This is a genomic window from Gimesia aquarii, from assembly GCF_007748195.1.
Taxonomy (GTDB): domain Bacteria; phylum Planctomycetota; class Planctomycetia; order Planctomycetales; family Planctomycetaceae; genus Gimesia; species Gimesia aquarii.
The window spans coordinates 971,295-995,083 of record NZ_CP037920.1 but is presented as its reverse complement, the minus strand read 5'-3'; the positions used below and the strand labels follow the sequence as shown (position 1 = coordinate 995,083).

General features: G+C 45.9%; 23 protein-coding genes, 1 tRNA gene and 1 riboswitch. Of the genes, 5 read left to right on the top strand and 19 right to left on the bottom strand.

Going from position 1 to position 23,789, the window contains the following annotated elements; genetic code table 11:
• Positions 1-5 precede the first annotated feature (5 nt).
• From V144x_RS04095 to V144x_RS04075, 5 genes are all read right to left on the bottom strand, one after another.
• Entirely contained in the window at positions 6-1,355 is a 1,350-nt protein-coding gene (locus V144x_RS04095; protein WP_144981789.1) for a glycosyltransferase family 4 protein, read from the bottom strand.
• A 30-nt stretch (positions 1,356-1,385) separates the two neighbouring features.
• Positions 1,386-2,129, bottom strand: coding sequence for a type 1 glutamine amidotransferase (locus V144x_RS04090; RefSeq protein WP_144981786.1), 744 nt, complete (start codon positions 2,127-2,129; stop codon positions 1,386-1,388).
• Between the two features lie 654 nt (positions 2,130-2,783).
• Positions 2,784-3,599 (bottom strand): hypothetical protein, encoded by an 816-nt coding sequence (locus V144x_RS04085; protein ID WP_144981783.1) that lies wholly within the window; start codon positions 3,597-3,599, stop codon positions 2,784-2,786.
• An 86-nt stretch (positions 3,600-3,685) separates the two neighbouring features.
• Positions 3,686-3,759 (bottom strand) — tRNA-Arg (locus tag V144x_RS04080).
• Positions 3,760-4,064: 305 nt separating this feature from the next.
• Positions 4,065-5,513, bottom strand: coding sequence for a sulfatase family protein (locus tag V144x_RS04075; protein ID WP_144981780.1), 1,449 nt, complete (start codon positions 5,511-5,513; stop codon positions 4,065-4,067).
• A 338-nt stretch (positions 5,514-5,851) separates the two neighbouring features.
• On the opposite strand from V144x_RS04075, the gene V144x_RS04070 reads away from it, so the two are divergent.
• Entirely contained in the window at positions 5,852-7,111 is a 1,260-nt protein-coding gene (locus V144x_RS04070) for an OmpP1/FadL family transporter (protein WP_144981777.1), read from the top strand.
• 31 nt (positions 7,112-7,142) lie between these two features.
• On the opposite strand, the gene V144x_RS04065 is transcribed toward V144x_RS04070, so the two are convergent.
• Complete coding sequence (locus V144x_RS04065) at positions 7,143-7,982, bottom strand: aldo/keto reductase (protein WP_144981774.1); 840 nt, start codon at positions 7,980-7,982, stop codon at positions 7,143-7,145.
• Between the two features lie 203 nt (positions 7,983-8,185).
• Here V144x_RS04065 and V144x_RS04060 point away from each other — a divergent pair, with 203 nt between their 5' ends.
• Complete coding sequence (locus V144x_RS04060) at positions 8,186-9,262, top strand: oxidoreductase family protein (RefSeq protein WP_144981771.1); 1,077 nt, start codon at positions 8,186-8,188, stop codon at positions 9,260-9,262.
• Between the two features lie 111 nt (positions 9,263-9,373).
• Here the strand turns inward: V144x_RS04060 and V144x_RS04055 are convergent, their stop codons facing one another.
• The 6 genes from V144x_RS04055 to V144x_RS04035 all read right to left on the bottom strand — a co-directional run bounded on the left by V144x_RS04055 (position 9,374) and on the right by V144x_RS04035 (position 12,986).
• A complete protein-coding gene (locus tag V144x_RS04055) occupies positions 9,374-9,859 on the bottom strand; it encodes a hypothetical protein (RefSeq protein WP_144981768.1) in 486 nt (161 codons plus the stop codon).
• A 120-nt stretch (positions 9,860-9,979) separates the two neighbouring features.
• Entirely contained in the window at positions 9,980-10,447 is a 468-nt protein-coding gene (locus V144x_RS04050) for a hypothetical protein (protein WP_144981765.1), read from the bottom strand.
• Positions 10,448-10,574: 127 nt separating this feature from the next.
• A complete protein-coding gene (locus V144x_RS04045; protein WP_144981762.1) occupies positions 10,575-10,931 on the bottom strand; it encodes a type II secretion system protein GspG in 357 nt (118 codons plus the stop codon).
• 396 nt (positions 10,932-11,327) lie between these two features.
• Positions 11,328-12,317 (bottom strand): aldo/keto reductase, encoded by a 990-nt coding sequence (locus tag V144x_RS04040; RefSeq protein WP_144981759.1) that lies wholly within the window; start codon positions 12,315-12,317, stop codon positions 11,328-11,330.
• Positions 12,318-12,373: 56 nt separating this feature from the next.
• On the bottom strand, positions 12,374-12,532 hold the full coding sequence (locus V144x_RS28270; protein WP_197998748.1) for a hypothetical protein: 159 nt from the start codon (positions 12,530-12,532) through the stop codon (positions 12,374-12,376).
• Positions 12,533-12,593: 61 nt separating this feature from the next.
• On the bottom strand, positions 12,594-12,986 hold the full coding sequence (locus V144x_RS04035; RefSeq protein WP_197998747.1) for a YybH family protein: 393 nt from the start codon (positions 12,984-12,986) through the stop codon (positions 12,594-12,596).
• A 705-nt stretch (positions 12,987-13,691) separates the two neighbouring features.
• On the opposite strand from V144x_RS04035, the gene V144x_RS04030 reads away from it, so the two are divergent.
• Both V144x_RS04030 and V144x_RS04025 read left to right on the top strand, forming a co-directional pair.
• Entirely contained in the window at positions 13,692-14,657 is a 966-nt protein-coding gene (locus V144x_RS04030; RefSeq protein ID WP_144981753.1) for a hypothetical protein, read from the top strand.
• A 334-nt stretch (positions 14,658-14,991) separates the two neighbouring features.
• The gene (locus V144x_RS04025; protein WP_144981750.1) at positions 14,992-15,840 is read left to right on the top strand and encodes a class I SAM-dependent methyltransferase; all 849 of its coding nucleotides are present in this window, start codon (positions 14,992-14,994) and stop codon (positions 15,838-15,840) included.
• Between the two features lie 38 nt (positions 15,841-15,878).
• Here the strand turns inward: V144x_RS04025 and V144x_RS04020 are convergent, their stop codons facing one another.
• The 7 genes from V144x_RS04020 to V144x_RS03995 form a co-directional block, all read right to left on the bottom strand.
• Positions 15,879-16,367 carry a hypothetical protein gene (locus V144x_RS04020; protein ID WP_144981747.1) on the bottom strand — a complete coding sequence of 163 codons (489 nt, stop codon included), beginning with the start codon at positions 16,365-16,367 and terminating at the stop codon, positions 15,879-15,881.
• A 309-nt stretch (positions 16,368-16,676) separates the two neighbouring features.
• Positions 16,677-18,512, bottom strand: coding sequence for a M48 family metallopeptidase (locus V144x_RS04015; RefSeq protein WP_144981744.1), 1,836 nt, complete (start codon positions 18,510-18,512; stop codon positions 16,677-16,679).
• A gap of 225 nt (positions 18,513-18,737) precedes the next feature.
• Positions 18,738-18,902 (bottom strand): hypothetical protein, encoded by a 165-nt coding sequence (locus V144x_RS28265; RefSeq protein ID WP_197998746.1) that lies wholly within the window; start codon positions 18,900-18,902, stop codon positions 18,738-18,740.
• 55 nt (positions 18,903-18,957) lie between these two features.
• The gene (locus V144x_RS04010) at positions 18,958-19,533 is read right to left on the bottom strand and encodes a hypothetical protein (RefSeq protein ID WP_144981741.1); all 576 of its coding nucleotides are present in this window, start codon (positions 19,531-19,533) and stop codon (positions 18,958-18,960) included.
• A 62-nt stretch (positions 19,534-19,595) separates the two neighbouring features.
• Positions 19,596-20,141 carry a DUF6924 domain-containing protein gene (locus V144x_RS04005; RefSeq protein WP_144981738.1) on the bottom strand — a complete coding sequence of 182 codons (546 nt, stop codon included), beginning with the start codon at positions 20,139-20,141 and terminating at the stop codon, positions 19,596-19,598.
• Between the two features lie 208 nt (positions 20,142-20,349).
• Positions 20,350-21,441 carry a hypothetical protein gene (locus tag V144x_RS04000; RefSeq protein WP_144981735.1) on the bottom strand — a complete coding sequence of 364 codons (1,092 nt, stop codon included), beginning with the start codon at positions 21,439-21,441 and terminating at the stop codon, positions 20,350-20,352.
• Positions 21,442-21,491: 50 nt separating this feature from the next.
• Positions 21,492-21,905: a hypothetical protein gene (locus V144x_RS03995; RefSeq protein ID WP_144981732.1), complete on the bottom strand. Its 414-nt coding sequence runs from the start codon at positions 21,903-21,905 to the stop codon at positions 21,492-21,494.
• 325 nt (positions 21,906-22,230) lie between these two features.
• Positions 22,231-22,419: riboswitch (cobalamin riboswitch) on the top strand.
• A gap of 105 nt (positions 22,420-22,524) precedes the next feature.
• Between V144x_RS03995 and V144x_RS03990 the strand changes: the two genes are divergently transcribed.
• Positions 22,525-23,526, top strand: coding sequence for a DUF1559 domain-containing protein (locus V144x_RS03990; protein WP_144981729.1), 1,002 nt, complete (start codon positions 22,525-22,527; stop codon positions 23,524-23,526).
• The last annotated feature ends 263 nt before the right edge of the window (positions 23,527-23,789 follow it).

Genomic DNA, 23,789 nt, shown 5'->3' with positions numbered 1-23,789 from the left:
CTGATTCAAGTATCGGATGTTAATTGGGGCTCATTCTGACTCAAACGCGAGGTCTCAACGGCCTTTTGAAAGAATTCTAAACTTTCCTCAGCCATCAATTCACTGCTATAGAACTGACGCACACGTTCATAACCCTGTTGTGCCAGTTGGTCATAATAGGCCTTGTCTTCATAAAGTTTTTCCCAGGCCGCTGCCAAAGCTTCAGGATCTCCAGGGGGAACCAGCATTCCCCCCTCTGTCTTTTCGATGAGCTCCGGAAACGCCCCATGCGCTGGTTGCACGACAGGCACACCATTGGCCATCGCCTCCAGCACGAATAACCCTTTAGGCTCATGGTAATCAGTCGGTACAGAGAGCACCGACAAGCGTTTATAAAAAGCGATTTTTTCTTCGAGTGAATCAGGGCTTCCCCAGAATTTGTAGGAATCGCCGAACGTCTGAAGAGGCTTGGTCGTTTCGTGAAAATAGTCTTCACTCTCTTTCCCCAGAAACCCTCCTACATGCAATTGGCTCTCCGGATGAGACTGATGGAAGATCTCGAACGCACGCACGACATTGTGCAGACCTTTTTCTTTGCAAAGCCTGGCAAAAAAACCAATCGTGAAGGGCTCATTCCCATTTTCACCTGGTTTGCCATCATGACCTTCCAAATTAATTCCCAACAGCACTTTGTGAATCTGATCAACGGGCAAACTGAAATACTCAGAGATGAAATCCCGATAATAATCACTGTGTACCAACATGCCATCAATCTGCTGAATGTTATGGCGAATCAATTCCAGAGAGCGTGATCGATACGTTTCCCCAAGTTCTTCTAAAAAAACATCATCGCCCTGCAAAATACAAAACAGGGGACCAGAAAAATACTCTTTGATTTTTTTAATCGTACCAGACAGCAGCGCGTTACTCAGACAAACGACATCCGGCTTCAGTTCTTCTCCCACAAACCGAGCTAATTCTTCGATTTCCATCAGCTCCGGCCCCTGTTCTCCTTCGAGTAAGGTCACCGTCAGAGCCCCCAGTTCATGGGCATCATTGCTGACACCAAATCGTGTCGCGAGATTAATGATCCAGGGCGTGTTCAACCAATGCTTGAAAATGCGCGGTAAACGCTGCCAGAGTCGAGAACGATAGTTGAGATAGACATTAATTCCACCTAGAAAGACCTGCGAGCTACTCATATTCTGTTCGTCGACGCGAATCGGAGTGTAGGTGGGAATCAGAGTGGCTTCGGCCCCCTGATTGATCATCGATTTGGTCCAGGTATTGTCATGCATGCAGGCACCACAAAACATCCCCGCGCCTCCTGAGGTGATGATGGCGACATGCAATTTTTTTTGCGGCTGATCTGACATACGTTTGCCTGAATGCAGTAAGCAGTTGAATTATTTTTGTTCTAAATGGATCGGCGCAATCTGTTGAACAAAACGTTTTAATAAGGCCATGGTCTCAGGTGTATCATGAATTGAATGCCGAAACTCTTCCATTGAGAGCCCCGCAATTTTTTCAACATATTCAGGATAGACGCGCAGCCGGTTCAAAAACGACTTCTGATCTAATTCCGGATGAAATTGCGTGCAATAAATCGGACGATCTGTAAATCGATATGCCTGATTCTCAACCCGTTCTGTCGAAGCCAGTAATTCCGTTCCCGGTGGCAACTCCACAACGGTATCTTCATGGCCCATCAGCCCCTGCAGAACAGAACCCAGGGGACCAAAAATCGGATCGGCTTTACCATTTTCAGTCAGAGTGACATGATGGACACCCAGCTCTGCTCGGTTGAGATCATGAATGACCCGCCCTCCCATGGCACGTGCCATGGCTTGGAATCCCCAGCAGGAAGCAAATGTCGGCTTACGTGTGTCATGCACGACTCGCAGGCTTTCCAGAGCCACTTCCAACCAGCGACCTTCTCCCGCAGCAGAATAATGACCACTGCCGCCAATCAGAACGACATCGGTACGCTCTAAATCGATTTCCTGAAGAGGTCCCCCCAGAAGATCAAATACAGAAATCTGGCCGATCTGTGTCTCCAATGCCTTGGCAAAGCAGGAGACTTCCTGTTCTCGCATGGGATCGTCAGAATTACGAACTTGTAGCAATAAATAACGCAGTTGTTCAGACATCGGCAGCCGTCAATTTCCTTACTGTGTATTAAATGAAAAACGACCTTTTACGGTCCTGGCGAGCTAATAGTATGCGAGAAACCTGCCGCTGTCGCGGTTCCTCTTTCAAATTGAAACATAATGAATCATTTATGTTACATTTCTATACAGACAATTGTAATCATGACTCAAAGAATATGTAGTCTATCTCCGTGGGAAACAGTCCACTATCCATACCATCTGGAATGGACATTCATTCAAACAGAAATTTTATGAAGAATTAATTTCCTGTTTATATTTGGCTTGACAATTTCGTCGATAAGAAACATGATGGGTCACCATAAGAGTGTTTTTATCTCATACATCATCTCCCTAGAGGATTATTTACTTCCTTTTTACTAACCTCTCTGATGTATGATTATTCGCGCCAGTCAACTCGTCTTGACTGGCGTTTTTTTATGCGCGTCACATGGTTCAAAGCTACAATCTTTACTAATTCGTATCAGGTCAAGAATTCTAAACTACATCTTGCGTTTCATTGACTTTCTGAATTAAAGGCCAGCTATGATTTTCTCGCAAAAGTAGCTGAATTCCTAGCAGATTTGAGTGAGAACTGTCATACCAAACAGTTTCACTGCTTCGGGATAAAACAATTTCTAAACCCAAGATATTGACCTACTTTAGTTTCACTTCATGAAACCCATATATCTCTTGAATTTCTGCGTTCGAATATGAACTCCAGAATCTAACCTTCAAACCTTGTTTTGTGAGTCTTACTTTCAACTTAAAGATGGTAGGCTCTTCACCTCTTAGTGCTTGCTGCTCTAACAACGCGGAAAGACTTGATCGCTGTACTTGGTACGTTCCAACCGTGAGCCCCTTCCGTTCTCGCCTTAGCCACGTAGCGACCTCATTAACAGTCCCCACCGCGTTCACGAAGACACACTGGCCGTCGTCATAGAATCGCAAGTACTTGCTACTAACTTCACCTGTGTCGCAACAGTATAATCCATCGAATCTTAGATTCCGACAATCAAAATCGCCGCTTATCTCGACAAGCGGTTCGAACACTGTACCCAATGTTTTCCATGATGTCTGCTGATAGACCTCTTCACCAAAACCAAGAAAGGTGTATTTTACCTTCAATTTCCGGGAACATTCGGCCATTCCCTGGTCTAACTCGCTAAGTAAACTGAAAGTCAACTTAGATGACTTCAAGATCAAGTCGTGTATCTTCTTGCGATCCACGCGCTCAGTCTCCAGCACAACTCGGCATCGTTTGCCAAGTTTATCCTGCAAGAATTCGATGCAAGCTCTGAGAGCTGGTTGGATTTGCTCGTCTTTTGATGTGGTGATTCGAAACATCCAGACAAGATTCTTAGCTGGGATCTTTTTTGCCTTCATTTCGGCAAACTCTGTGGCAACTCTGTCATCCAAACGCTTTGAGCTGTTTGCAGGCTTTCTCGCTTTTGAAGAAGACTTTTTCTTCATAACAGAAACCATACACAGAGGAGAAATAAAAAAACGTCTCCTAGTTGGCGAGTACATGTTAGAAGACGATTTGAAGTAAAAAGAAGTACACCCCGCAGGGTTCGAACCTGCAACCTTCGGTTTCGTAAACCGATGCTCTATCCAATTGAGCTAGGGGTGCTCAACCTAAATTCATTTATAATAATGATTTGCAGTCTCTACGACTGGATTGGTCGAGAACACAGGTACGCTACCTTCTCTCAGATCAATCTGCTGAAGAGAAGCAACATACCAAATCGACAGTGTACGGTAAAGTTTCGAGAGTGCTTTTGTTGTTTCCCTCTCATAAAACAGAGGGAATCTGAAACGGTTTATTTCGCTTTTCATTCAGAAAGTGCACTAACGTATCAGCTTTGCGAAAAGACTACGGTTCGGTTGCGATATTGTAAGGACTACCGATATTCAAAAAAAGTTCGCAGTATAAAGCTACTCAATACCGAGCTCATTCTTCCACCATTTGAGGTAAACCTCAGGATCAGCCTCAGACATGAAACCACGCTTTTTCATTCTGCCCTGATACCAACGATTACTGGCATTGACGGCCGCTGATTCGTCCCTTTCAGAGAAACGACCTTTATCATCGGTGCGTTGAACCCACTGGTCGAGTTCGCTACTCAGCTTTTGTAATGTCTTTGTGTAGGCAGAATCATGAGCGAGGTTACTCAACTCTTCAGAATCAGTCGTAAGATGATAGAGTTCTTCGGCAGGTCGCTTTTCAGCCCAGAAAATAGCAGGCGCTCCGGTAAGTTCATTGTGAAGGTGTAATACTCTTGCGACAGTGACTCCCGGATACTGAAGCGTTTTGTATCCACTGTGTTGTGAGTAGGGACGATCAGGATGATAGTTCCGAATATACTTGAAATGTTTCGTCCGAACACAGCGAACACGATCCAGTGTACTACCACAGCGATCACGTGCAGCGAAGACCATTTCTCTTCCTCTAAAGTTCTCCGCAAGCATGTCTCGACCATGCATCCACGCTGGAATTGGTATATTCGCCAGGCACAGAGTCGCCGCGCTGACATCGATCAGGCTGACCAGTTCATCACAAACCGCGCCAGCCGAAATTTTTTGAGGCCATCGAATGATGAGTGGCACCCGAATGCCACCATCATAAAGCCACTGTTTATCGCGATAGTGTGGTCGACCATGGTCACCAAAAAAGAAAACGACTGTATTATCCTTCAGATCTTCCTCTTCGAGCCGCTTTAGCACATTTCCTACTTTGTGATCGAGAACTTCTATCGACTCAAGATAGTTCGCCCAATCAACACGAATTACGGGATGCTCGGGATAATAAGATGGAATTTGAACTTTCGCGGCGCGATCTCGGTCTTTCGCCTGCACGAAGTCGCGGTGCGGTTCGTGAATCTGTACTTGAGCAAAAAATGGTTGTCCCTGCTTTCGTTTGGACCAATCAGCGGCATCGTACATTTTGCCAGCGAATTTGAAATTATAATCGCGTTTTCCCGCCCGCTTCATCGTCGAGTTGCTGTTGCACACAAAATAACCCGCGCGACGCAATAACTCCGTGATTGGCTCAACTGGTAGGGGCAATCTCTTTTTGTTTAAAGTTCGATGTTGATGAGTTCCCGTGGTTGTCTGGTAAACACCGGTAATGAATGCCGAACGTGATGATGAACAAACAGGTGCTGTCGAAAATGCGCTCGTATACCGGACTCCCCGCTGGGCAAGCCGGTCGAGATTCGGAGTGCTGACTCCTTTATAGCCGTAGCATCCGAGGTCGGGGCTCAGATCATCTGCAATGATCCATACAACATTAGGACGATCATCCGCGTAACCATCAACATTGATGAACGTGGTAATAAATATTGCCAGAATACAGATCACATAAATAATTCGGTGCATAGTCATATCAAATTGACTCGTAGAGCAGAACGCTCAGTCGTTTGCGAACTAGAAAGAGGGTGAGGGACATAAAAAGCGATTCCTGCTCCCTTAAACAAACAACCTCGGAACGCCTCGTCAACATGGTCGCGGTCCTCCTTTTGAGAAAAGGGGTAAAAACTTCCCTGGGAAATAGGGAAAACACTTCTGTTAGCAAGAACCTCGCTTTCACAGGAGTCAAAATAGAGAGAATAAGTCAAGTTTAACGAATCGAACACCTGGCTTTACCAGAATAGTCCTCATAACCGATATAATCCATAAGGACACTGATATCCTTATTTTCACCCTAAGCCTTGCATTTTACCATGGAAAAATTTGCCGTGAGAAAGAGTTTTCAGATGAGACATAAGCTCATATCTCTGATCGCTTTGTTGGCGTTCTGTTCTGTGGCCGACATTCAAGAAGCGCAGGCCCAACTGTTTGGTGATGAGGCTAACAACACGTTGATGCCCGCTTCGGGAGGGATGGCTGGTACCAGTATCGCCGAGCCGCAGGACCTCACTTCCGCGATCAATGGTAATCCCGCCTCGTTGACCCAGTTTCAAGACACACAATTTCTCTTTGGTGTGGCCTGGGCCGAACCAACGTTTCATTTGACTCAGTCTAGGCAAATCCCGGGACTGGTTGATCCGTTTTCAGCGAAGTCTTCTGGGGTGGGAATGCTGGCAGGAAATATTGGTGTCACGCAGGAATTCACTTTATTGGAGCGGCCCGCTACTTTCGGACTCGGCTTCGTTTCGACCACCGGGGGTAATTTTGATTTTAGGCACGTCGACGAAAGTAAAGGCACAGACACATCCGCCGTAATTGTCAACTTGCCCTTCACCGTGGGCGTCGATCTGACCGATCGCGTATCCGTGGGCGCCGGCATGTCCTTGGGTGTCGCCATGTTCGATCCACCTTTTTTCGGTGCCATGTCGATCGCTTATGGATTGCGCGGAACGGTGGGCGCCAACTACAAATTAACGGAACAGACTACTCTTGGCGCTTATTACCAGACCGAGCAAGCGTTCAAGTTTAATAACATCATAGTCATAGACAACCTACCTCCGCCATTCGACGGCGGACATGACCTGGACATGGAAATGCCCCAAAACATCGGATTTGGTTTAGCCAATCGTTCATTCGCCGGCGGCCGACTGTTGTTGGCAGTCGACGTGCTTCTCAAGGTGTGGGATGAAGCCGAAATGTACCGTGGCTTCTATGACGATCAGTGGGTAATTCAACTTGGCGCCCAATATTCGACAGGCCGATACCGTCTGCGGGCCGGATACGCGTGGGCCGAAAACCCGCTCGATCCTACACCCGACGTCGTGGTCGGGGGGTTCGAACTACCGGGCGACGTCCCTTTTGTGCGTTACAACCAGGCCTTGGTAGCGAACACCAGTCAGCACCGTCTGACAGTAGGAATTGGCATTAGCGATGTCTTGCCTGGGGTCGACTTTGATATCATGGCAGGCGGAATGTTTCGCGACTCTGAACAGCTTGGCGCCTCGACAGCGACCTCAATTTCGAGTTATTGGATCGGGGCCGGGCTAACGTGGCGTTTTGGTAGCAGCAGTTGAAAACGGCCGCCTGACACCTTTTTTATGTCATCTAGAAGTCGAAATTGTTTGGATCTGGACCGAACCGTTTGCCACAGTCCATGCTGTCGATGAAGGCCACATCGTCCGGATGTAGCTCAAAATCGAAGATGTCAGCATTAGTGATGATCCTCTCCTTTTTCGACGACTTAGGAATCGTTGCCACGCCTTTTTGCAGATCCCATCGCAAGACGATTTGTGCGATCGTCTTAGAATACTTTTCCGCCAACGCATTCATGGCGTCGAGCTTGAAAATATTGCCCCGCATCATTGGCGAACTTGCCTGATATTGGATCACATTTGAAAAACAAAAATCGACCAGTTCTTGTTGTACAAGGTAAGGGTGAAACTCCACTTGATTCACCATCGGAATTACGGTTGCGTCGGCCATGAGATCTTCAAGATGATGTTTCAAAAAATTGCTGACGCCGATTGCTCGCACTCTCTTTTCCCGGTAAAGCGTCTCAAGTGCGCGCCACGTTTCCTTGTACTTACCTTCGACCGGCCAATGGATCAGACATAGGTCCAAATAATCCAGACGCGTACGCTTCAGGCTGGCCTCAAACGCGTCCAGAGTCGAGTTGTATCCTTGGTCCATGTTCCAAATCTTGCTCGTGACGAATATCTCCTCTCTCGGCACCCGGCTCGCTCGCACTGCCTCGCCAACTTCCGCCTCATTCTCATAAATCGAGGCGGTATCAACCAATCGATAGCCTGTCTCAAGAGCTAAAGTCACCGCTTCAACGACGTTGTCGCACTGAAAAACGCCCAGCCCAAGATAGGGCATCCGTACGCCATTCTTCAGTTCAAATGTCCCACTCAAATCGGTAAGCCGATGACGAGACGATGACATGTGATTCTCCTCTGATGTGTGTACCACCTATTTTATGTCGTTGCGACATACGGGACAACTCGGTAATATCAAAATGCCAAACGGTGCAAGCACGAAAGGGAATGGTGACTCGTTCCGAATCCACAAGATAAATCTGGTTTGCGTTTCCTCCTTGGCACTGATAATCGAGACGAATCAACGCGGAGTCGGGCTAAGAGGCTGCGATGAAAATACCGTCAAAAATGGAAGAAGTCACGCCCGCTTGGCTCACTCAGGTGCTTGCCCAGGAAGAACACATTATCAACTCCAAGGTTGTGAGAATAAAGACTCGGCCACTTGGAGCAGGTATCGGATTCCTAAGCACGATCACTCATGTATTACTTGAGTACGACCATCCAGAACCGACTGGACCGACGTCCCTGGTCGTTAAGCTCCAACTCAGTTCTGGAGCATTACGCGAACTCAGTGAGGATGTGCATGCTTTTGAGCGAGAAATTCGGTTTTATCGAGATGTCCCGCCCTTGGCTCCTATCCGCTTGCCGCGCTGTTACTTTGCGGCGATCGGGTCGCCCTCTAGCGTTCTCGTTATGGAAGATCTAACGTTCGCTACTCCGTGCGATCAGGTGAAAGGACTTCATGCCGCTGAAGTGATCCAGATTGCCCGTCTCATCGGTCGTCTACAGGGTAAGTTCTGGAATAACGACACCCTCGCGAGCCTAACTTGGATGCCAACGACAAACCGTCAATTCTGGGTCAATTTTGACTCTCTTTGGGATCGGTTTCTCCAAGACTTCGACGGTTCGATTGAGTCGTCCGCCCTGCAAGTCGGTGAACGTCTTCGGGGCCAGAGCGAATGGTTGGAAAATGAAACTGATCGACGGCCGCGAACCTTAGTTCACTCGGACCTTAAAGCAGACAACATCTTGCTTGGGCCGTCAGGAACACCTGAGTCGATCCTGATTCTGGACTGGCAACTGGCAATTCGCAGCATGGGCGCTTTCGACGTGGCCCGCCTGATGGGCGGTAGCGAACTTCCCAACGAGCGCCACAACCACCAATTGGACGTGCTCCGTGCCTGGTACGAAGAAGTTCGACAGAGTGATGTTGATTATGGATGGGAAGAAGCCATCTATGATTTGCGATTAGGTGGTTTGCAAATGGTATGTTGGGCTGTCCAGTTCTATGCATGCGTTGGCGACTTGGAGGGTCGTCCCAGGGAGTTGGTCACACGGGTGTGCGAGCGGGCCTTCGATTCAGCCATGGAAATGGACGCCGTTAGCATTCTTCCACAGCAGAGGTGACTACCAACTCCGTGAGTCCGAAATAGTCACTCGGTGCATCGGTTGGACAAACGAATGGCACTACCGCTGATTTTTGATTTGAATAAAAAAGCGATGGTTACCCACCATTATTCAATATGTGTAAATTGTCGCATCATCGAAACCTTCTTCCAGTGTCGCAGAGGCTTCCACATGGTAGTCCGAGAGTCGTTCGTCGCTGCCGCCCCAGTCATTCCCGCCACCGTGGAAGTCGATCCGAAGATGATCAAAGTCGTCAAGAGGACGAATTGTAATCATGTATGGACAAACTAAAGAATCACGTATCTGCTTAGCCGTTATCGCCAGTGGCGGGTCTTCCTGGCTCAACAACGTATTGAACTGTGAGAGACGATCGCTCGCCACAAAATCTCGAAACTTCTTGAACCAGGATTGACGTGCCATCCATATATGGTGAGCCGCTGGTGTTAGTTTTGCCAGTAGTTCGTCGGAACGTGTTTGTTGCGTATCGAAGGTGAAATCGATTTTGCGACCGTCGTGAGTGCGCTTCGCGACGAAGCTCTCAAAATTGTCGTCCCATCGGGTATCGTCAAACTTCGTTTTGTCATTAGAACCATTCATAGGATTACTTGAGTCGGCTAAAGTAATTGTTGACAGAATAATTATGTCAAAGTAATTGGAGTCCGTCAATCATGGTCAGCAGAAATTGGGTCGGCAGACAATCGTATGAGGCTTTCAATCCTAATTGGATTCCCAAGATACCATCGACTGAAAGCTCTCGTCATAATTTGCAAATGCAATCATCGCCTTTTGGGCCACATCGACGGGAACCAATGGAGCGAATTTGTGAATCCATTTGGTGCCGGGACCGGGCTGTTCACTAAACTCCATTTCAACCTGTTGAGATTCTGTTCCCTCGACCTTAAGAGTCATCGGATGAGGATTCGAGGCAATTAACTCAATCCCTGTCCATGAATCTGCCTTTGACCAATCAATCGAACCAAAAGCGGTCGAAATCTCTTGCGACGATGGGTTTGTTGAACGCTCATTCTTCAAACTGTCTTCGCCGTCGGGATACCAGCGGACTACGAACAGCACTTCATCCTGACTGGCGGCGACGTGTTCATGACCACCGTCCGATTCAGGAGTCGAGTTTTGCTCAGCGCATCCAATAGTGAGTAGTAGGAAAACAATAAGGAGTTGTTTCATTTGGAGATGACTTTCAATTGGCTAGGGGCATATTTGGGGTTACCGGATCTGCAAAGTAATCATTGCTTCAAAAAAAACACGCCATCGGCGTGAGCCGTAAAGGTGTCATCGACTATGGGAAAGCCCATTATTCTGATGGTGGCGATTCCAATTCAGCTCTCAGATCGTCTTCTGTTCCAACTTGCTTATCAGGCCCGGCAGAGTAGACAGTGAATTCATCACCTTCGAATTCGTATTGGAACTCGTTGCCCCAGTGATCGATTCGTGGTGTTGAGTCATCATACTCAAGTATTTCGTCCATAGATTCTGGAAGGCGTCCGTGTTCCTTTCGAAACAGAAGTACGACGTAGGCCACTCGAGTTACCCGTTGCGCTTGTTCCGGCATTTCGCTTGTATCGGATGTTTGTTCACAGCCGAGTAGCAACATAAACGTTCCCAGAGTAACGACCGAAAGGAGTAAACGTTGTTTTTCGCAGAGGTTCATGATAGTTCGACAGCTGGGTGGCACTGTCGGCTTGTCCGACAGTGGCTTGGTTGAGTTACTAGAACATACTACTACTTACCACTTAGTCTAAGAATGTACCTTGATGAAGGGCAGGCATAAACAAGAAAATGTATAATTGATTAAATAAAATACATTCAATTAGTGTAATTATCTAAGTTTGCTATTAAAACTTGTTTAGATTTGAACCTAAAATATAAAAAGGTGCTAGGAACGGGTCAAAAAAAGGTGTCAGACACCTTTTTTCTCCTTTCCTACTTTACACACAGCAATCTAATCTACCAATGTGCGACAGAGTGCTTTGCGTTTCTGCGACGACAAAAAGGGGTCAGGGACAAAAAATCGATTCCGGGCCCTTTAAATTCCTAACGTCGGCTCTCAGCGATTAATCATTTTCATTGCGGCTTCAGGATATCGATCCCCTTTCACTATGATCTGAGCGGCAGCAGTCTCGATTTCAGCGAGATCGGACTCGGAGAGTTTGATCTCAGTTGCTCCATTGTTTTCCTCGAGTCGATGAACTTTTGTGGTTCCTGGGATGGGGACAATCCAAGGCTGTTGGGCCAGGATCCAGGCCAATGCGATTTGAGCCGTCGTGGCGTTGTTACGCTTCGCGATCCGATCAAGAAGCGCAATCAGTGCCAGATTTGCTTTCCGGTTTTCCGAAGAGAAGCGTGGGACTTTATTGCGAAAGTCACTACTGTCAAACGTAGTTGATTCGTCAATCTTACCGGCCAAAAAACCCTTCCCCAGAGGGCTGAAGGGAACAAAGCCGATTCCGAGTTCTTCGAGTGTCAGGAAGATCACGTCTTCCGGTTCTCTCCACCAGAGTGAATATTCACTCTGCAGAGCGGCAACTGGTTGCACTGTATGGGCGCGGCGGATAACCTCTACGCCCGCTTCAGATAAGCCGAAGTGCTTTACTTTGCCTGCCTGAATCAGTTCTTTAACCGTTCCTGCCACATCTTCGATTGGCACATTGGGGTCAACACGATGCTGATAGAATAGATCGATATAGTCGGTCTGCAGCCTCTTCAACGACGCTTCCACGACTTCCTTAATATGTGCTGGTCGACTGTCGAGGCCCGTCTGTTGGCCTTGCTCATCAATTGCGAATCCAAACTTGGTGGCAATGACCACCTGGTCACGGACGGGAGCCAACGCTTTACCAACCAGTTCTTCGTTCGTGTACGCTCCATAGACCTCGGCCGTATCAAAAAAATTAATGCCCAGATCGACGGCCGTTCTAATCAATGCGATTCCTGCTTGCTCCTCAACGGGCTCACCATATCCGAAGCTCAGGCCCATGCAACCAAGCCCCAGAGCGGATACTTCCAAGTTACTGTTTCCAAGTTTTCGCTTATGCATTGCTATTTCCTTTTGTTGTATCGGGGAGTTTGTTCGTTGAGTTGATTGCCTTCAGTTCAGCCGAGAATAGAAGCGACTTTTACATGGTGCGCAACATTTTGTGAAACACTGCCTGCAAAAGAGTGTGATTGAGCCGCAGCGATCATAAAGTCATTCACTGTCTCCGCTCCCACTCCATAACTTGAATTAGACTGAATTAATTCGGGGCAGTCCATTCACGAATCAATCAAAAACTTCTTGAGACCTTTTTATGCGACTCTGCATTGTTAGGCATCTTCAATCTGACTTTACAGGAACCATTGTGTTGGCGTCTCGAATGACGACCCAGCCATCTCCTTGTCTTTTCAATACGGAAAGCGCATCGCCCTTCATCAATGATTGCGACTTGGTGACTTTATCTGTCATTTTGAGAGTAATCGTCGATAGGAGACAAGCATGGTCGCCAAATATCTGAATTTCCTGAATCGAGCAATCAAGTTCAAAATCAGTGTTGGGGTCCGTTGCGGTCGCAGCAGCGGCGAAACTCTCCTTGTCCATTTGCCCTGCGCCTGGCACAAGGAAAATTGCATCGTCTGCAATTAAACTCCTCGCGAGTTCGAGTTCACCTTCTATTGTGGCCTTCAGCCAATCGTCGAACCAACGGCGGATGGCTTGTTCATCCTGATTCATTCTGACGTCTCCTTTGTTAGACTGCCCCTGACAGCCAAATAGTAATAGTAGCAACGGGGCGAATAGAATTGCCCACTTCATAATCGCACCACTTCCACAATGACAGTTAATACCAAACTTGAATTAGACTAAATTATTTCGGGTATAAAAAATTGTCTATTATCAGCTGACACAATTGTTGAGAACTCTTAATTGAAATTACTATTTTATCACTGATGATAAAAAACCAAAAAGATATATAAATCCTAGTGATACAAATACACAAAATACGTACTGATTTTCTAGTTGTTTCAATAAAGGAAGAGACAATACGGTTGAGACCAAAAAGTATATTCCAAAAATGAATCCATAACCTGAACCTTCCCCTCCATAAATCACAATAAGAGAAAAGTATAATAGTGGAAAAAATGAATAGCAGATAAATGCAGAATATTGATTAATAAAACGTTTTGGATATTCTTCAAAAATAATATACAAAATCCATCCAGGTACTAAAAATATTGATGAAAAAAATCCAATAATATATGGATCATCTCTGAGGAGTGATATTCATAAATCAGACTAATAGTTAAAGTAATAATAAATGTTGTGAATCCAAAAATTGCGATGATTTTTTTGACTGTCTGATAAATGAAATTCATATTTTGCTTACCAAGGTTAAAGGTAACGGGGCGGACACCTTTTTATATCCGTGAGGAATTCATAATGAAATCAATACTGAACGGGCTTTTTAAGACTCAAACGGCTTTGTCCCTGGCATGGGTTTGCGTTGCGGTAGCTTGCATGATGACTCCCTTGATGGCATATCCGAAAGACAAAGACAAATTGGTTTATGAAAAAAATCTCGAAGTAAAATTGAATGATGGAGAGAAAGATAGAACACGGATCATTGGAGTGATCAGGTTCTACTCCTACTCAAGTGGAGGCAGTGGTTACTACCAGGTCGAAAACAAAACCGATCAAAAGCGCAAGTATCAGCTCACGATCAAAAGCGTAGTCAAAGAGACTGGAGAAAAAAGAGAGAAAAAGGTTGCCGTTCGTGCCAATGCGAAATCATTTTCAGGACGTGCCAGCTATTCATCAGCAGGATTCAAGAAGGGACGAATTACTGACGTATTGGTTACCGTCCCTTTTGGCTCCTCTCGTTCCAAGACTGCACCGGACTCGCTTGCTCTGGCAAAAAAGCTGGCGGTCAAGAAGTTCAAAGGTTGGACCTATGGCAGCAAAGCCAAAGACAAGAAAATTGATTGCGTCCAATTCGTATTAGCTGTGACCGAAGAGGTCCTTGCTCAATCGCTGAATGTGGAGACACGCAAGCAGATTCTAATCTCTAATCTCAGTGCAGCCGAGCAAAAAATGCTTCCGTCTCTGATCGAAATGGAAAGTGACAAAATCAAGGGCATTCAACATGCACTCGTTTCGATTCGACGCGGGACGGCGATCAAGCCAGACCAGGCCAGGCCCGGTGACCTCATACAGTACTGGATGAAAAAACGTGACGGCACATGGTTTGGTCACGCCGGCATACTTGAGAAAGTCGAAAAAAATGGTAAGACAATGCGAGCGACAATCTTTGGTGCCCACGCGAGTTCAAACGGAATTGCATCGTCTCAGTTCAAATTGAATTTAACGGGAACAGACCGAAAAATTTTCATTGTCAGGCCACGATAGTCAGAAAAAGTGCAGGGCCAATCAGCCCAGCCCGCTTTTCACTTTCTGTGTATGTATTGACGTCGCCCACTCCAACGTAGGGGCGGGACCCATGTGTCCGCCCGCCTTGTGACATTCCATTCACAATAAGAAGAACAATTGGAACCAGCGTGAAAGATAATAAAGGAGCAGACATTGATCACTTAAGAGTTGTGACCCCTTTTATAATTTATCCCAATTCTGGATTTCCGTTTAATGACCGTAATTGTGGATCGATCTGAATCTGAATTCAAAGTCGCTGCCCGTAACCCGGTGATGTGGGTCGTTGTGTAGAGGTAAAAAATAGGAGACATCAGTGTTTGATAAACTAGAAGAAATAAACTCACGTCCAACACCTTTTCAATTTTATACAGCAGATGAACTATGGACCGATGAGCATACATCAATGAAGATGCTTGAATATCATTTGAACGAATCTGTTGACCTTTCATCCCGAAACAAAGATTTCATTGTCCGCTCTGTAAAATGGATAGTGTCTCATTTTGGAATAGACTCGAGTACAAGTATTGCTGATTTTGGTTGTGGACCAGGACTGTATACAACTCTGTTTGCAAAAAATAATGCGGATGTCACCGGGATCGATTTTTCAAGGAGGTCTATCCAGTACGCAAGAAAAGTTGCTGATCAAGAAGGATTGGACATTAACTATTTTCAGCATAACTATTTGGAATTTGAGACTAAAAAAAGATTCGACCTTATTACCATGATTTTTTGTGATTTTTGCGCATTGAGCTCTGTCCAAAGGAAAATACTGCTTGCAAAATTTCATAAATTTCTGAAGCCGAGTGGATCAATTCTGTTGGATGTTCACTCATTAAATACGTTCAATAACAGGGATGAGGTAGTCACATACGAATATAACCAACTCGATCATTTTTGGTCTCCTGAAAATTATTATGGATTCCTGAACACTTTCAAATATGACAACGAAAAAGTAACCCTTGATAAATACACAATAATTGAAGAGAAAAGAACTCGCGTTGTCTATAATTGGCTACAATATTACAGTCAAAATTCACTACGGGAGGAGTTTGAACAGAACGGATTTGATATCGTAGAGTTTTACTCTGATATCGCAGGCTCGGCTTTTTCCTCAGATTCTCCTGACATGGCAGTTGTCGCGAGGAAAGTGGAGATCACATAACAAACAAATGAGCGTAAAGGTGTCAGGAACCTTTTTATTCATATGCCAGCGTTTGCTAATTCTTCGAGTGCTTCTGTGTTATCCCAACCATAGAATTCTAGTGATTCATCTCCGTGACAACAGCAAAGGACATCACGATCGCGAAACAAAAAGCAGACGCCATGTTCATCATCGACAGGTGAATCAGCATAAAGGAACACGTAGGGCGTTTCGGCATGTTCCAGACATGGCACTGAAGCGGATTCCGACTCGAAAGAAAGATCATCTTCGTCTGGTTCAGCACCTGAATATTCAATCGCGTATCTTCGTAAGGCCGCGATGAGTTCGGGTTTCATTGTTGAAGATAAACTTCGGACCAGCTCTAGGCATTTTTCTTGAGTTGGAGTTAGTCCATCGGAATTCCGAGCTGGAATGTCTACCTTTACCGAGCCTAGCAAATCGCAACGTACGTAAACCTCCCACGAACCAGTGCCGTTACCGTTATCACGCCACTGTAATTCATCATGTGATATGTTTTTGTTACTCATTAGTTTCGTCCATTTCTCTCAAATTAGGCTAAGTTACTTCAGAATAACCTATTAGTAATAGAACTTGTAAAATACTTGCTAAACAGAAATGAATAGTCAATAGAAAATTAATGGACTACGAAGTACAAAGAAAATGAAGTTACGTTGAATGATCGAATCGGAAAGGACCAAATTCCGGACGATGCCCCAAACTCTTTCTCTCAAATATTAATAAAAATTAATATAAATGACTTAGAATTGAGAAGGTAAAAAAGTTCCTGACACCTTTTAATGTCCTGTGAAGCTGAGAGAATAGCGGGCAAATCTAGTTCACTCGTCTCTGTTAGTCTCAGACTGCTTGGTCTGTTCCTGATACGCTTTCGCGGCCAGATAGCGCGAGTAATAACGCTCGACCGCCTCGATCACTTTCTGAGGGTCTGTGAACTTCTTGAGATTAATTTTTCTTGAAGTACCTGATGAAGAACTGAAATTCAACGACTTGCCCTCATCCATTTGACACTCCTGGATGTCGCTGAACCTCACGGGAGTATCCCAGGAATGCAACCTGATGCTTTCGTGGTCAATCGTCAATAAGCCATCTTTTCCTTCAAGTTGCACTTCAGGAAATGCTTTGACAACGATCGCCAGTTCGTCCTCCGTCTCGGGCAGAAAACGATAAGGCAAAGTTTCCTCATGGTAGGCGCGGAATCTCTCTTCATATTTCTTCCACTGTTCGTCTTCGAGTTGCTCTGCTGCTTCAATTTTCTGAAACCACTGACCATCGCCTCGGTCGGACAGCATGACTTGCGAATCAGATGATTCCAGAGAACAGCCAACCGCTTTCATTCTGTCTTCCAAAGAGGGATGCGTGTCAAAAGGATGCGAGGTTTGTAAATGCGCAATGTCCGGGTTCGACAAAAAGTTTTCAGCATAGTTATCAAACCCCTGCTCGATCTCCTGCGACACATTCGCGTTTTCCAGAACCTCTTCTTTCTGGAAGATCTCCTGTTCAACTTTCGCGCGGTAACTCGAGTAGGCGATAATCTTTAATAACGCACCAGCCATGTCTCTAGGAGACGTCACTTCCGTAGCAATTTGATCCGCACGGAATTCACGCTTACGACTAAGCCCCTGCAGTGAGATTTCATACAGTGCGCGGAAACAGTTCATGAAATAGAAGATCGGCAGAGACAGCCCCCCCTCGTAGAGCCCTTGTAGATAATTATTGTACCGAATGAGTAAGGGGGTAATCTTCTGTGAATAAAGCGTGTCATTACCACTGAAGTGAGCCATTTCGTGAGCCAGCACCGCGTCTGCTTGCTTGCCATTCATTTGTTTCAGTAGCGACAGGCTGACAAACAGAGATCGGCCACTATACTTCTCTTCTCCCACCGTCAAGCTCTGCTCTGTGACGAAGAAGTTGTCATCAATGCCAGCGATGACCTGGTCGGGCAACTCTGTATCGACTTTCTGACAGATATCGCTGAGTTCCTGCCATAATGCAGGTGAAGAGTTCCTCTCGATCACAGCCCCTTCGACAAATGATTGGGTGGGGAGTTTCATAAAGATCGACTTGATGACGGCCGCGATCGCAACCAAAGCGAGTAGTCCGATGATGAAGATCAACTTGGGAATATAGATCTCAAAAAAGAATGCAGTGATCCAGTAGGACAAAGCAAATAGCAAAACACCCTGGATCAGAACCTGCGCAGCACCATAAATGCGCAGCACATGCCAACTGACTGACAGACTCACATATTGGACCCACTGCGATCGAAGCGATGCAACAACGCAGAGCGCACTGAGTATGAAAACCACGATACCACCAATAATGGAATAGAACGAAAGGCGAATTGCCCAACGAAATGTGGCAAAGTCGAAGGCCGCCTGGGAACTCAACATGTCCTCATTTCCAGGAATGGTGATCAGACGCGAAACAGGAACGGTTTTGAACAACTCTTCGGCATCAGCTTTCTGTTCTGCGGTGAAACTCTTATCATCTTGGATTTCTCTAAGAAATGCATCACGGGCTAGATCGTCAAAATGCCCTTGAATATACACAAATAAAAATAGAGAGATAACCGGGATCAGAAAAATCAATAGAGCAGGAAGCAAGAATGTCTTGGCAAATCCAATCTTGGTAAATTCATCATGGGCGTTGCTCATCAGTATGCTCCTTCGGTGAAGTTGACGCCAACCAGACGAGTCGAAATTTCCCTAATGGAATTTGCTTCAACCTCACCGGTTGCTAGTTAACTGATGATACCGCCAGACAGTGTACTGTTCAATGCTTTTGATTGAAGACTGGTGTGTAAATTGACTCCTCTGAAGTATGACTGTTTTTTGACAGTACTTGATCAACTTCAGCATTTAAAACCCATCACCGGATCATTACACTTCACGTACCACACGAAATCCGCAGGGAAGATTCACGATTCCCAGAATTGCTGTTAGTAGTTCATTCTGTTCCTGATACCTCTTTCTGCGTTTGATGACGCGAGGTTCAATGCGACCGGGACGGTTACCCACTTCACATGTTGCAATCTGATTAGCCAATACGCGTTCCATTTCGCTGGAGGTTGCCCACTTAGAACCATCTCCTTGTTACGCTTCATTTTGGTTGCTTTGGCTTTGCGAGCCTGCGATCTCCTTTGGGATGAGAACTGTGATAGTAATCAAATCCATTCACAAACCACCATCTGCCGGTGGCATCGCGAAAGCACGCTTCAGTATTCCAGATGAGCAGCCGGCCCGTGTCACACCGCTTTTGCTCATCGCGGAGTTTATTTCGGTATTCGTCTGTGAAATCAACCAGACACTCGATCTCCGGCACACCGACGCCCTGAGACCAAATCTGAAAGCTGTATAGGCCCGATGACTTGTTGGCGAGAAAGCCACGAACATACTCGCGAGCCTGTTTTTCTGACTTCCATGTCTCCTTGTTGAAATATCGGATTCGAACAGTTTTGATTGTGCTTACTGTGTTATGAAATGTATACGGCCATTGATCCTCTCCTTCTTTAACAGTCAATGTGGCATAAAGTTTTTTTAACTCTTCCGAATCCACCCGTGTTTGAGTCCGGGCTTCCAATGGCACTCCCATTTCGGGTCGATTGTCAAACACGATCTTTGGCTCTGCACCACCGACGCCGCAGATAAAGAACAGAGGAAGCAGCATCGCGTTCATGAGTCTCTCCTCAAATATAACTTAGGTGTCAGTTAAAAAGGTGCAGCGACTGTTGTCCGAATTTATCGCGGAAAGCCTCGAAATACTCCATCAGAGTCAACCGAATCAGCGAAGTCTTCAAAGTCCATATTTGCGATAGACAGGTTGTTCTCAATGCTTTGTATCGTAGCTGGAATGGCTCGGAACGTCTTAATTTCGGACAAAGGCGTTTGCTTCGGTGTTCGCTGGTAGTCCTCCATTTCCACACTATTCGGCGAGAACCCGACAACGAGAATCGGATGTTCGTCATCGTTCAATGTTGTTGCATCCACCATAAAGCAAAAGAATCCAGGGTAGTCATTGGGAAGCGATTGAACGAGTTCATGGCAATCCATATCAGCGTAACGTTTTTCGTCTTTGTATTGCACATACGCGTAAATTTTTTGGCCGATGTCAATCTGTGGAGCGGCAATCAAGTCACACACTACCGCCCATTTTTCATTGTCGGTGAAGTCAATACGAATCACCCATGGATTCTGTTCGTCTTGGTCGGTCATTTGATTTGGAGGAACACCGCAACCGGTTAACAGGGCAATGATCACGACATATGCTCGGTGAGTGTATTTCATTGGGTTTGTCGGAAAATGTGTTATCAACCTATACAATGCTCTAAATAATAACCACGGGACATCAAAACATGCAACATTTTATTTATTTTGCGAGAAGATAAGAACTTGTAGATGTCTTTAATACCATTAACAGCAAGACATATCAGAGTCAAAAGGACAAAAAGGGAACAGGATAGAATAATCGATTCCTGACCCTTTAAATTCTTTTTCATTTTTCTCTTGCAAGTTGCTTATTTTTTTTATCAAGTTCTTCTAATAAACGTTGTGATCTTTCTTTGTGATAGAGATGCCAATGAGGCCAGATCTGTGTTAGTTTTTGAGTGGCCTGTTCCGTGTTCTGTTTGGCAAAACCCAGCTCAGGTGGTTGAATACTCAGCCGCTTGTATGTGGAGCAAATCAGATGCTGCGCATTGATTCGGCTTAAATCTGTCAGCAACTTCGGTAACTCGGCTGGAACTTGTAAGTCTTTTTGAGCGGAATGCAATTCTTCTGCATGGCGATTGCTATGCCGTTCATACATCGTCAGGAGAGTGTTTAGATATTCTTCGTTTGTGAGAGTCGAATCGTTTTTTTGATTCTCAAGAATCGAACCTTTGAGGTCTTCCTTAAAAACAAATGATTGCAGATTCTTATCAGTGAATACTAATTTGGCCCACCAGGCAAGCAGCGGTCGAAATAACTCATTTTCTGCTAATTCCTGGTACACTTTGCCCAGATTAGCTCGATGGAACGCCATCACCCATCGCTGTCTCTCTGGGGAATTCTTTGGTTGGAGAATTGTGTTCCAGCCGGAAGGCAATTTACTTATCTCTTGTTTAAGTTGAGATTCTCTCGTTAACAATTCACCATTGAGTTTATTGACAGCTGTTCCAAGGAGTTGATTCTCTTCCAGAATCCTATGCTGCAATTCACGTTCAAGTTTCAGGGTGGATTGCCAATTATCGTAAGCCTGATCGAACTGCTTTCTTTTCTCTGGCGGAAGATCATCAATTGACTTCATGGGTACATAATCTTTGCTGGGAACCTCGACCCGAGAATACTTAATATATTTGACTTTAGGTGGAAGGGTTGGTGCAGAACTTCCCTTAAAACCCGGTGAAGTTCTATTAGAAGTCTCTTTTTTTTCAGGAATGATCTGAGTCGGACGAGGATCGTTCTCCCACGGCTGGCTCCAACTTTTTGAAAGCGGAGCGAGCATGATGGCAATGAATCCGAAAATATAAAAAACCGGCAACCTGATTTGGACCGATCGAGTTTGCGAAGTCAATTTGTTGATGCCTACAATCCATCCTTGATACATGACCTTTTCCTCAGTAGATAAGTAAAAAATATCGTAGAGTTAAAAAAGTGTCAGGAACCTTTGTTTAATCCGGTAGCGGCTGCTCCAGTCTGATTTACTTGTGTATGTTTTTCAATGCGAGGATCTGGTTCCCACGATTTTGTTTTACGGTTGTAAATTTCACCAGTCTGCCCATTGATCACTCTGCCAGTTTTTAGAGGCTGGGATGACTTAAATCCGATGGTGTTATTACAAATGTAATAGTTCTCTCCATCGTGGTACACCTCATCGACGAATATCCTCGGACCATCATTCAAACGCCTGATGACCATTGCGTCCGACGGAGAGATCGTAAAACCAGTCGGAGTTGGTGTATTTTCGATTTCGTTTGAATGTCCCAGGAATTGCGTGGATGTTCCTGCGCAGGCACTAATAATCGTGAGGAAGAAAATAAGACTGAGTCGAAGCAAGCTGGAAATGAACATGTCGTGTGGATTCCTTTCGCGCAACGAGCTTTGTGCCGCCGATGTGCCGTAAAACCTGAGCCTGATGCAAGGTTAATATGATTGGCGTTCATCAATGTAATTGATTGTCTTTGATTAGTGATAAAAACGCAATATCAACAGGCAATCGAAGCAGATAACAGGTTCCAGACATTAAAAGAATCAAGACTGTGCATTAAAAATGATCGGGTAACAGCTATTACCCGATCATTATTTTAAAGGGTGTCTTTTAAAACGGTGAGTTTTCCGCATGGGTGCAAAGTCCGCTTTAAGATTGTATTTCCCATCAGCAGGAGATACACTTCACACCTGCGATGTTCTGTCGGGCGTTCGATTATCCAATCGAACAGGAAGCCGGTGAGAATCCGGCACGGGACCGCCGCTGTATGCGAGGAGATCGCCAGCATTGATGTCACTGTGAATTCGTTTCATGGGAAGGCGCTGGTCAGATCGTTTGACTTGTGAGTCAGAATACGGCCTGGCAGGAACGCACCAGCACTGCTTCGATCTTATCTGGAAGTAGGTGTTATGTTCCTGAGATCCGGTGTCGGTCTCCATGGCAGCCTCGAAGACCCGAAGCCTTGCGCCGAAAGGTTTTTTCATGTTTCGTCTCAAGCCGCGCCATCTCAGGCGTCATGCTCATGCTGCGCTCACCACCGGCTTTACGCTGATCGAACTGCTAGTCGTCATTGCCATCATTGCAATACTGATTGCATTATTGTTGCCCGCGGTACAGCAGGCTCGTGAAGCAGCACGCCGCCTGCAGTGCAAGAACAATTTGAAACAGATCGGAATCGCACTGCACAACTACCACGACACGCATCGGGTCTTTCCCAAGGGAGGCTACGGGGGCTTTATGTCAGCAGCCAATGCCAGCAATCCGGCGCTGAAGCAAACCGGATTGACACTCAGTTGGGGAGCGGCCATTCTTCCCGGCCTGGATCAGGCCAATCTGTTCCAGAAGATCAATCAAAACGAATGGTACGTTCACCCCGACAACGTTCCAATCGGCCAGACGGTTCTGCCGGTTTATCTGTGCCCATCTGTTCCTTCACCAGAGATGCTCAAACCTAACGGTGACCAGACATCAGCGCCCGAAAGGTTCGCACGCACTGACTACGGCGGAAACTGGGGAGAACGGGGACTTCGCTGCTTCCCAGCAACCAACTGTCAGAATAACTATGGAGGTACGGGTGCGGATGCCTATCGGGGCATGTTCCCGTTGCTGGGGGCTCCCAGTGTCCGTATGAGAGATGTCACCGATGGAACCACAAACACGATCTTAGTAGGCGAAGCACCCAATGGGTTACATTCCATCTGGATCGGCCATAAGAATGTTTTTGACCAGAGTGCACCGGTAAACGGTCGCTACGCGTCTCCGGGTGATACGCAATGGCAATCGTGCATCACCTTTGGTGGCACAGCCAATCCACCTGGAAAGCTCGGTTGTGATTTCGGACAAGAGTTTCACAGCTTCCACACAGGCGGTGCTCAATTCTTGCTGGTAGACGGCTCTGTCCGTTTTGTATCCGAGAACATCGATATCGTGACTTTCTCCGCTCTGCTATCCCGCAAAGGGGCGGAAGTCATTGGCGAATTCTGAGCTGTGATAAAAATGATTGAACCAGCAATAGATACCGTCCACGCTTTGAAAGGAGGTGATCCTAGTCTGTTTCTACAATTTTGAAGTGATTGCTTTGCGATCTCATAAGCAGTCACCAATACCATCCGTGGAGATTTAGTTGTCTGTGTCATGCACTATGGTGTATCATGACTCGTTAATTACAGATATAGCAATCAAAGGCAGGTTTTCTACAGAGCATTCCTGACACCTTTTTCTGTCCAGCCACGTTAAGTGTTGTGTAA

Coding starts and splice junctions, on each gene's coding strand:
- V144x_RS04095 (WP_144981789.1), bottom strand. CDS start 1,355: ATGTCAGATCAGCCGCAAAAAAAATTGCATGTCGCCATCATCACCTCA.
- V144x_RS04090 (WP_144981786.1), bottom strand. CDS start 2,129: ATGTCTGAACAACTGCGTTATTTATTGCTACAAGTTCGTAATTCTGAC.
- V144x_RS04085 (WP_144981783.1), bottom strand. CDS start 3,599: ATGAAGAAAAAGTCTTCTTCAAAAGCGAGAAAGCCTGCAAACAGCTCA.
- V144x_RS04075 (WP_144981780.1), bottom strand. CDS start 5,513: ATGACTATGCACCGAATTATTTATGTGATCTGTATTCTGGCAATATTT.
- V144x_RS04070 (WP_144981777.1), top strand. CDS start 5,852: ATGGAAAAATTTGCCGTGAGAAAGAGTTTTCAGATGAGACATAAGCTC.
- V144x_RS04065 (WP_144981774.1), bottom strand. CDS start 7,982: ATGTCATCGTCTCGTCATCGGCTTACCGATTTGAGTGGGACATTTGAA.
- V144x_RS04060 (WP_144981771.1), top strand. CDS start 8,186: ATGAAAATACCGTCAAAAATGGAAGAAGTCACGCCCGCTTGGCTCACT.
- V144x_RS04055 (WP_144981768.1), bottom strand. CDS start 9,859: ATGAATGGTTCTAATGACAAAACGAAGTTTGACGATACCCGATGGGAC.
- V144x_RS04050 (WP_144981765.1), bottom strand. CDS start 10,447: ATGAAACAACTCCTTATTGTTTTCCTACTACTCACTATTGGATGCGCT.
- V144x_RS04045 (WP_144981762.1), bottom strand. CDS start 10,931: ATGAACCTCTGCGAAAAACAACGTTTACTCCTTTCGGTCGTTACTCTG.
- V144x_RS04040 (WP_144981759.1), bottom strand. CDS start 12,317: ATGCATAAGCGAAAACTTGGAAACAGTAACTTGGAAGTATCCGCTCTG.
- V144x_RS28270 (WP_197998748.1), bottom strand. CDS start 12,532: ATGGACTGCCCCGAATTAATTCAGTCTAATTCAAGTTATGGAGTGGGA.
- V144x_RS04035 (WP_197998747.1), bottom strand. CDS start 12,986: ATGAATCAGGATGAACAAGCCATCCGCCGTTGGTTCGACGATTGGCTG.
- V144x_RS04030 (WP_144981753.1), top strand. CDS start 13,692: ATGAAATCAATACTGAACGGGCTTTTTAAGACTCAAACGGCTTTGTCC.
- V144x_RS04020 (WP_144981747.1), bottom strand. CDS start 16,367: ATGAGTAACAAAAACATATCACATGATGAATTACAGTGGCGTGATAAC.
- V144x_RS04015 (WP_144981744.1), bottom strand. CDS start 18,512: ATGAGCAACGCCCATGATGAATTTACCAAGATTGGATTTGCCAAGACA.
- V144x_RS04010 (WP_144981741.1), bottom strand. CDS start 19,533: ATGAACGCGATGCTGCTTCCTCTGTTCTTTATCTGCGGCGTCGGTGGT.
- V144x_RS04005 (WP_144981738.1), bottom strand. CDS start 20,141: ATGAAATACACTCACCGAGCATATGTCGTGATCATTGCCCTGTTAACC.
- V144x_RS04000 (WP_144981735.1), bottom strand. CDS start 21,441: ATGTATCAAGGATGGATTGTAGGCATCAACAAATTGACTTCGCAAACT.
- V144x_RS03995 (WP_144981732.1), bottom strand. CDS start 21,905: ATGTTCATTTCCAGCTTGCTTCGACTCAGTCTTATTTTCTTCCTCACG.
- V144x_RS03990 (WP_144981729.1), top strand. CDS start 22,525: ATGTTTCGTCTCAAGCCGCGCCATCTCAGGCGTCATGCTCATGCTGCG.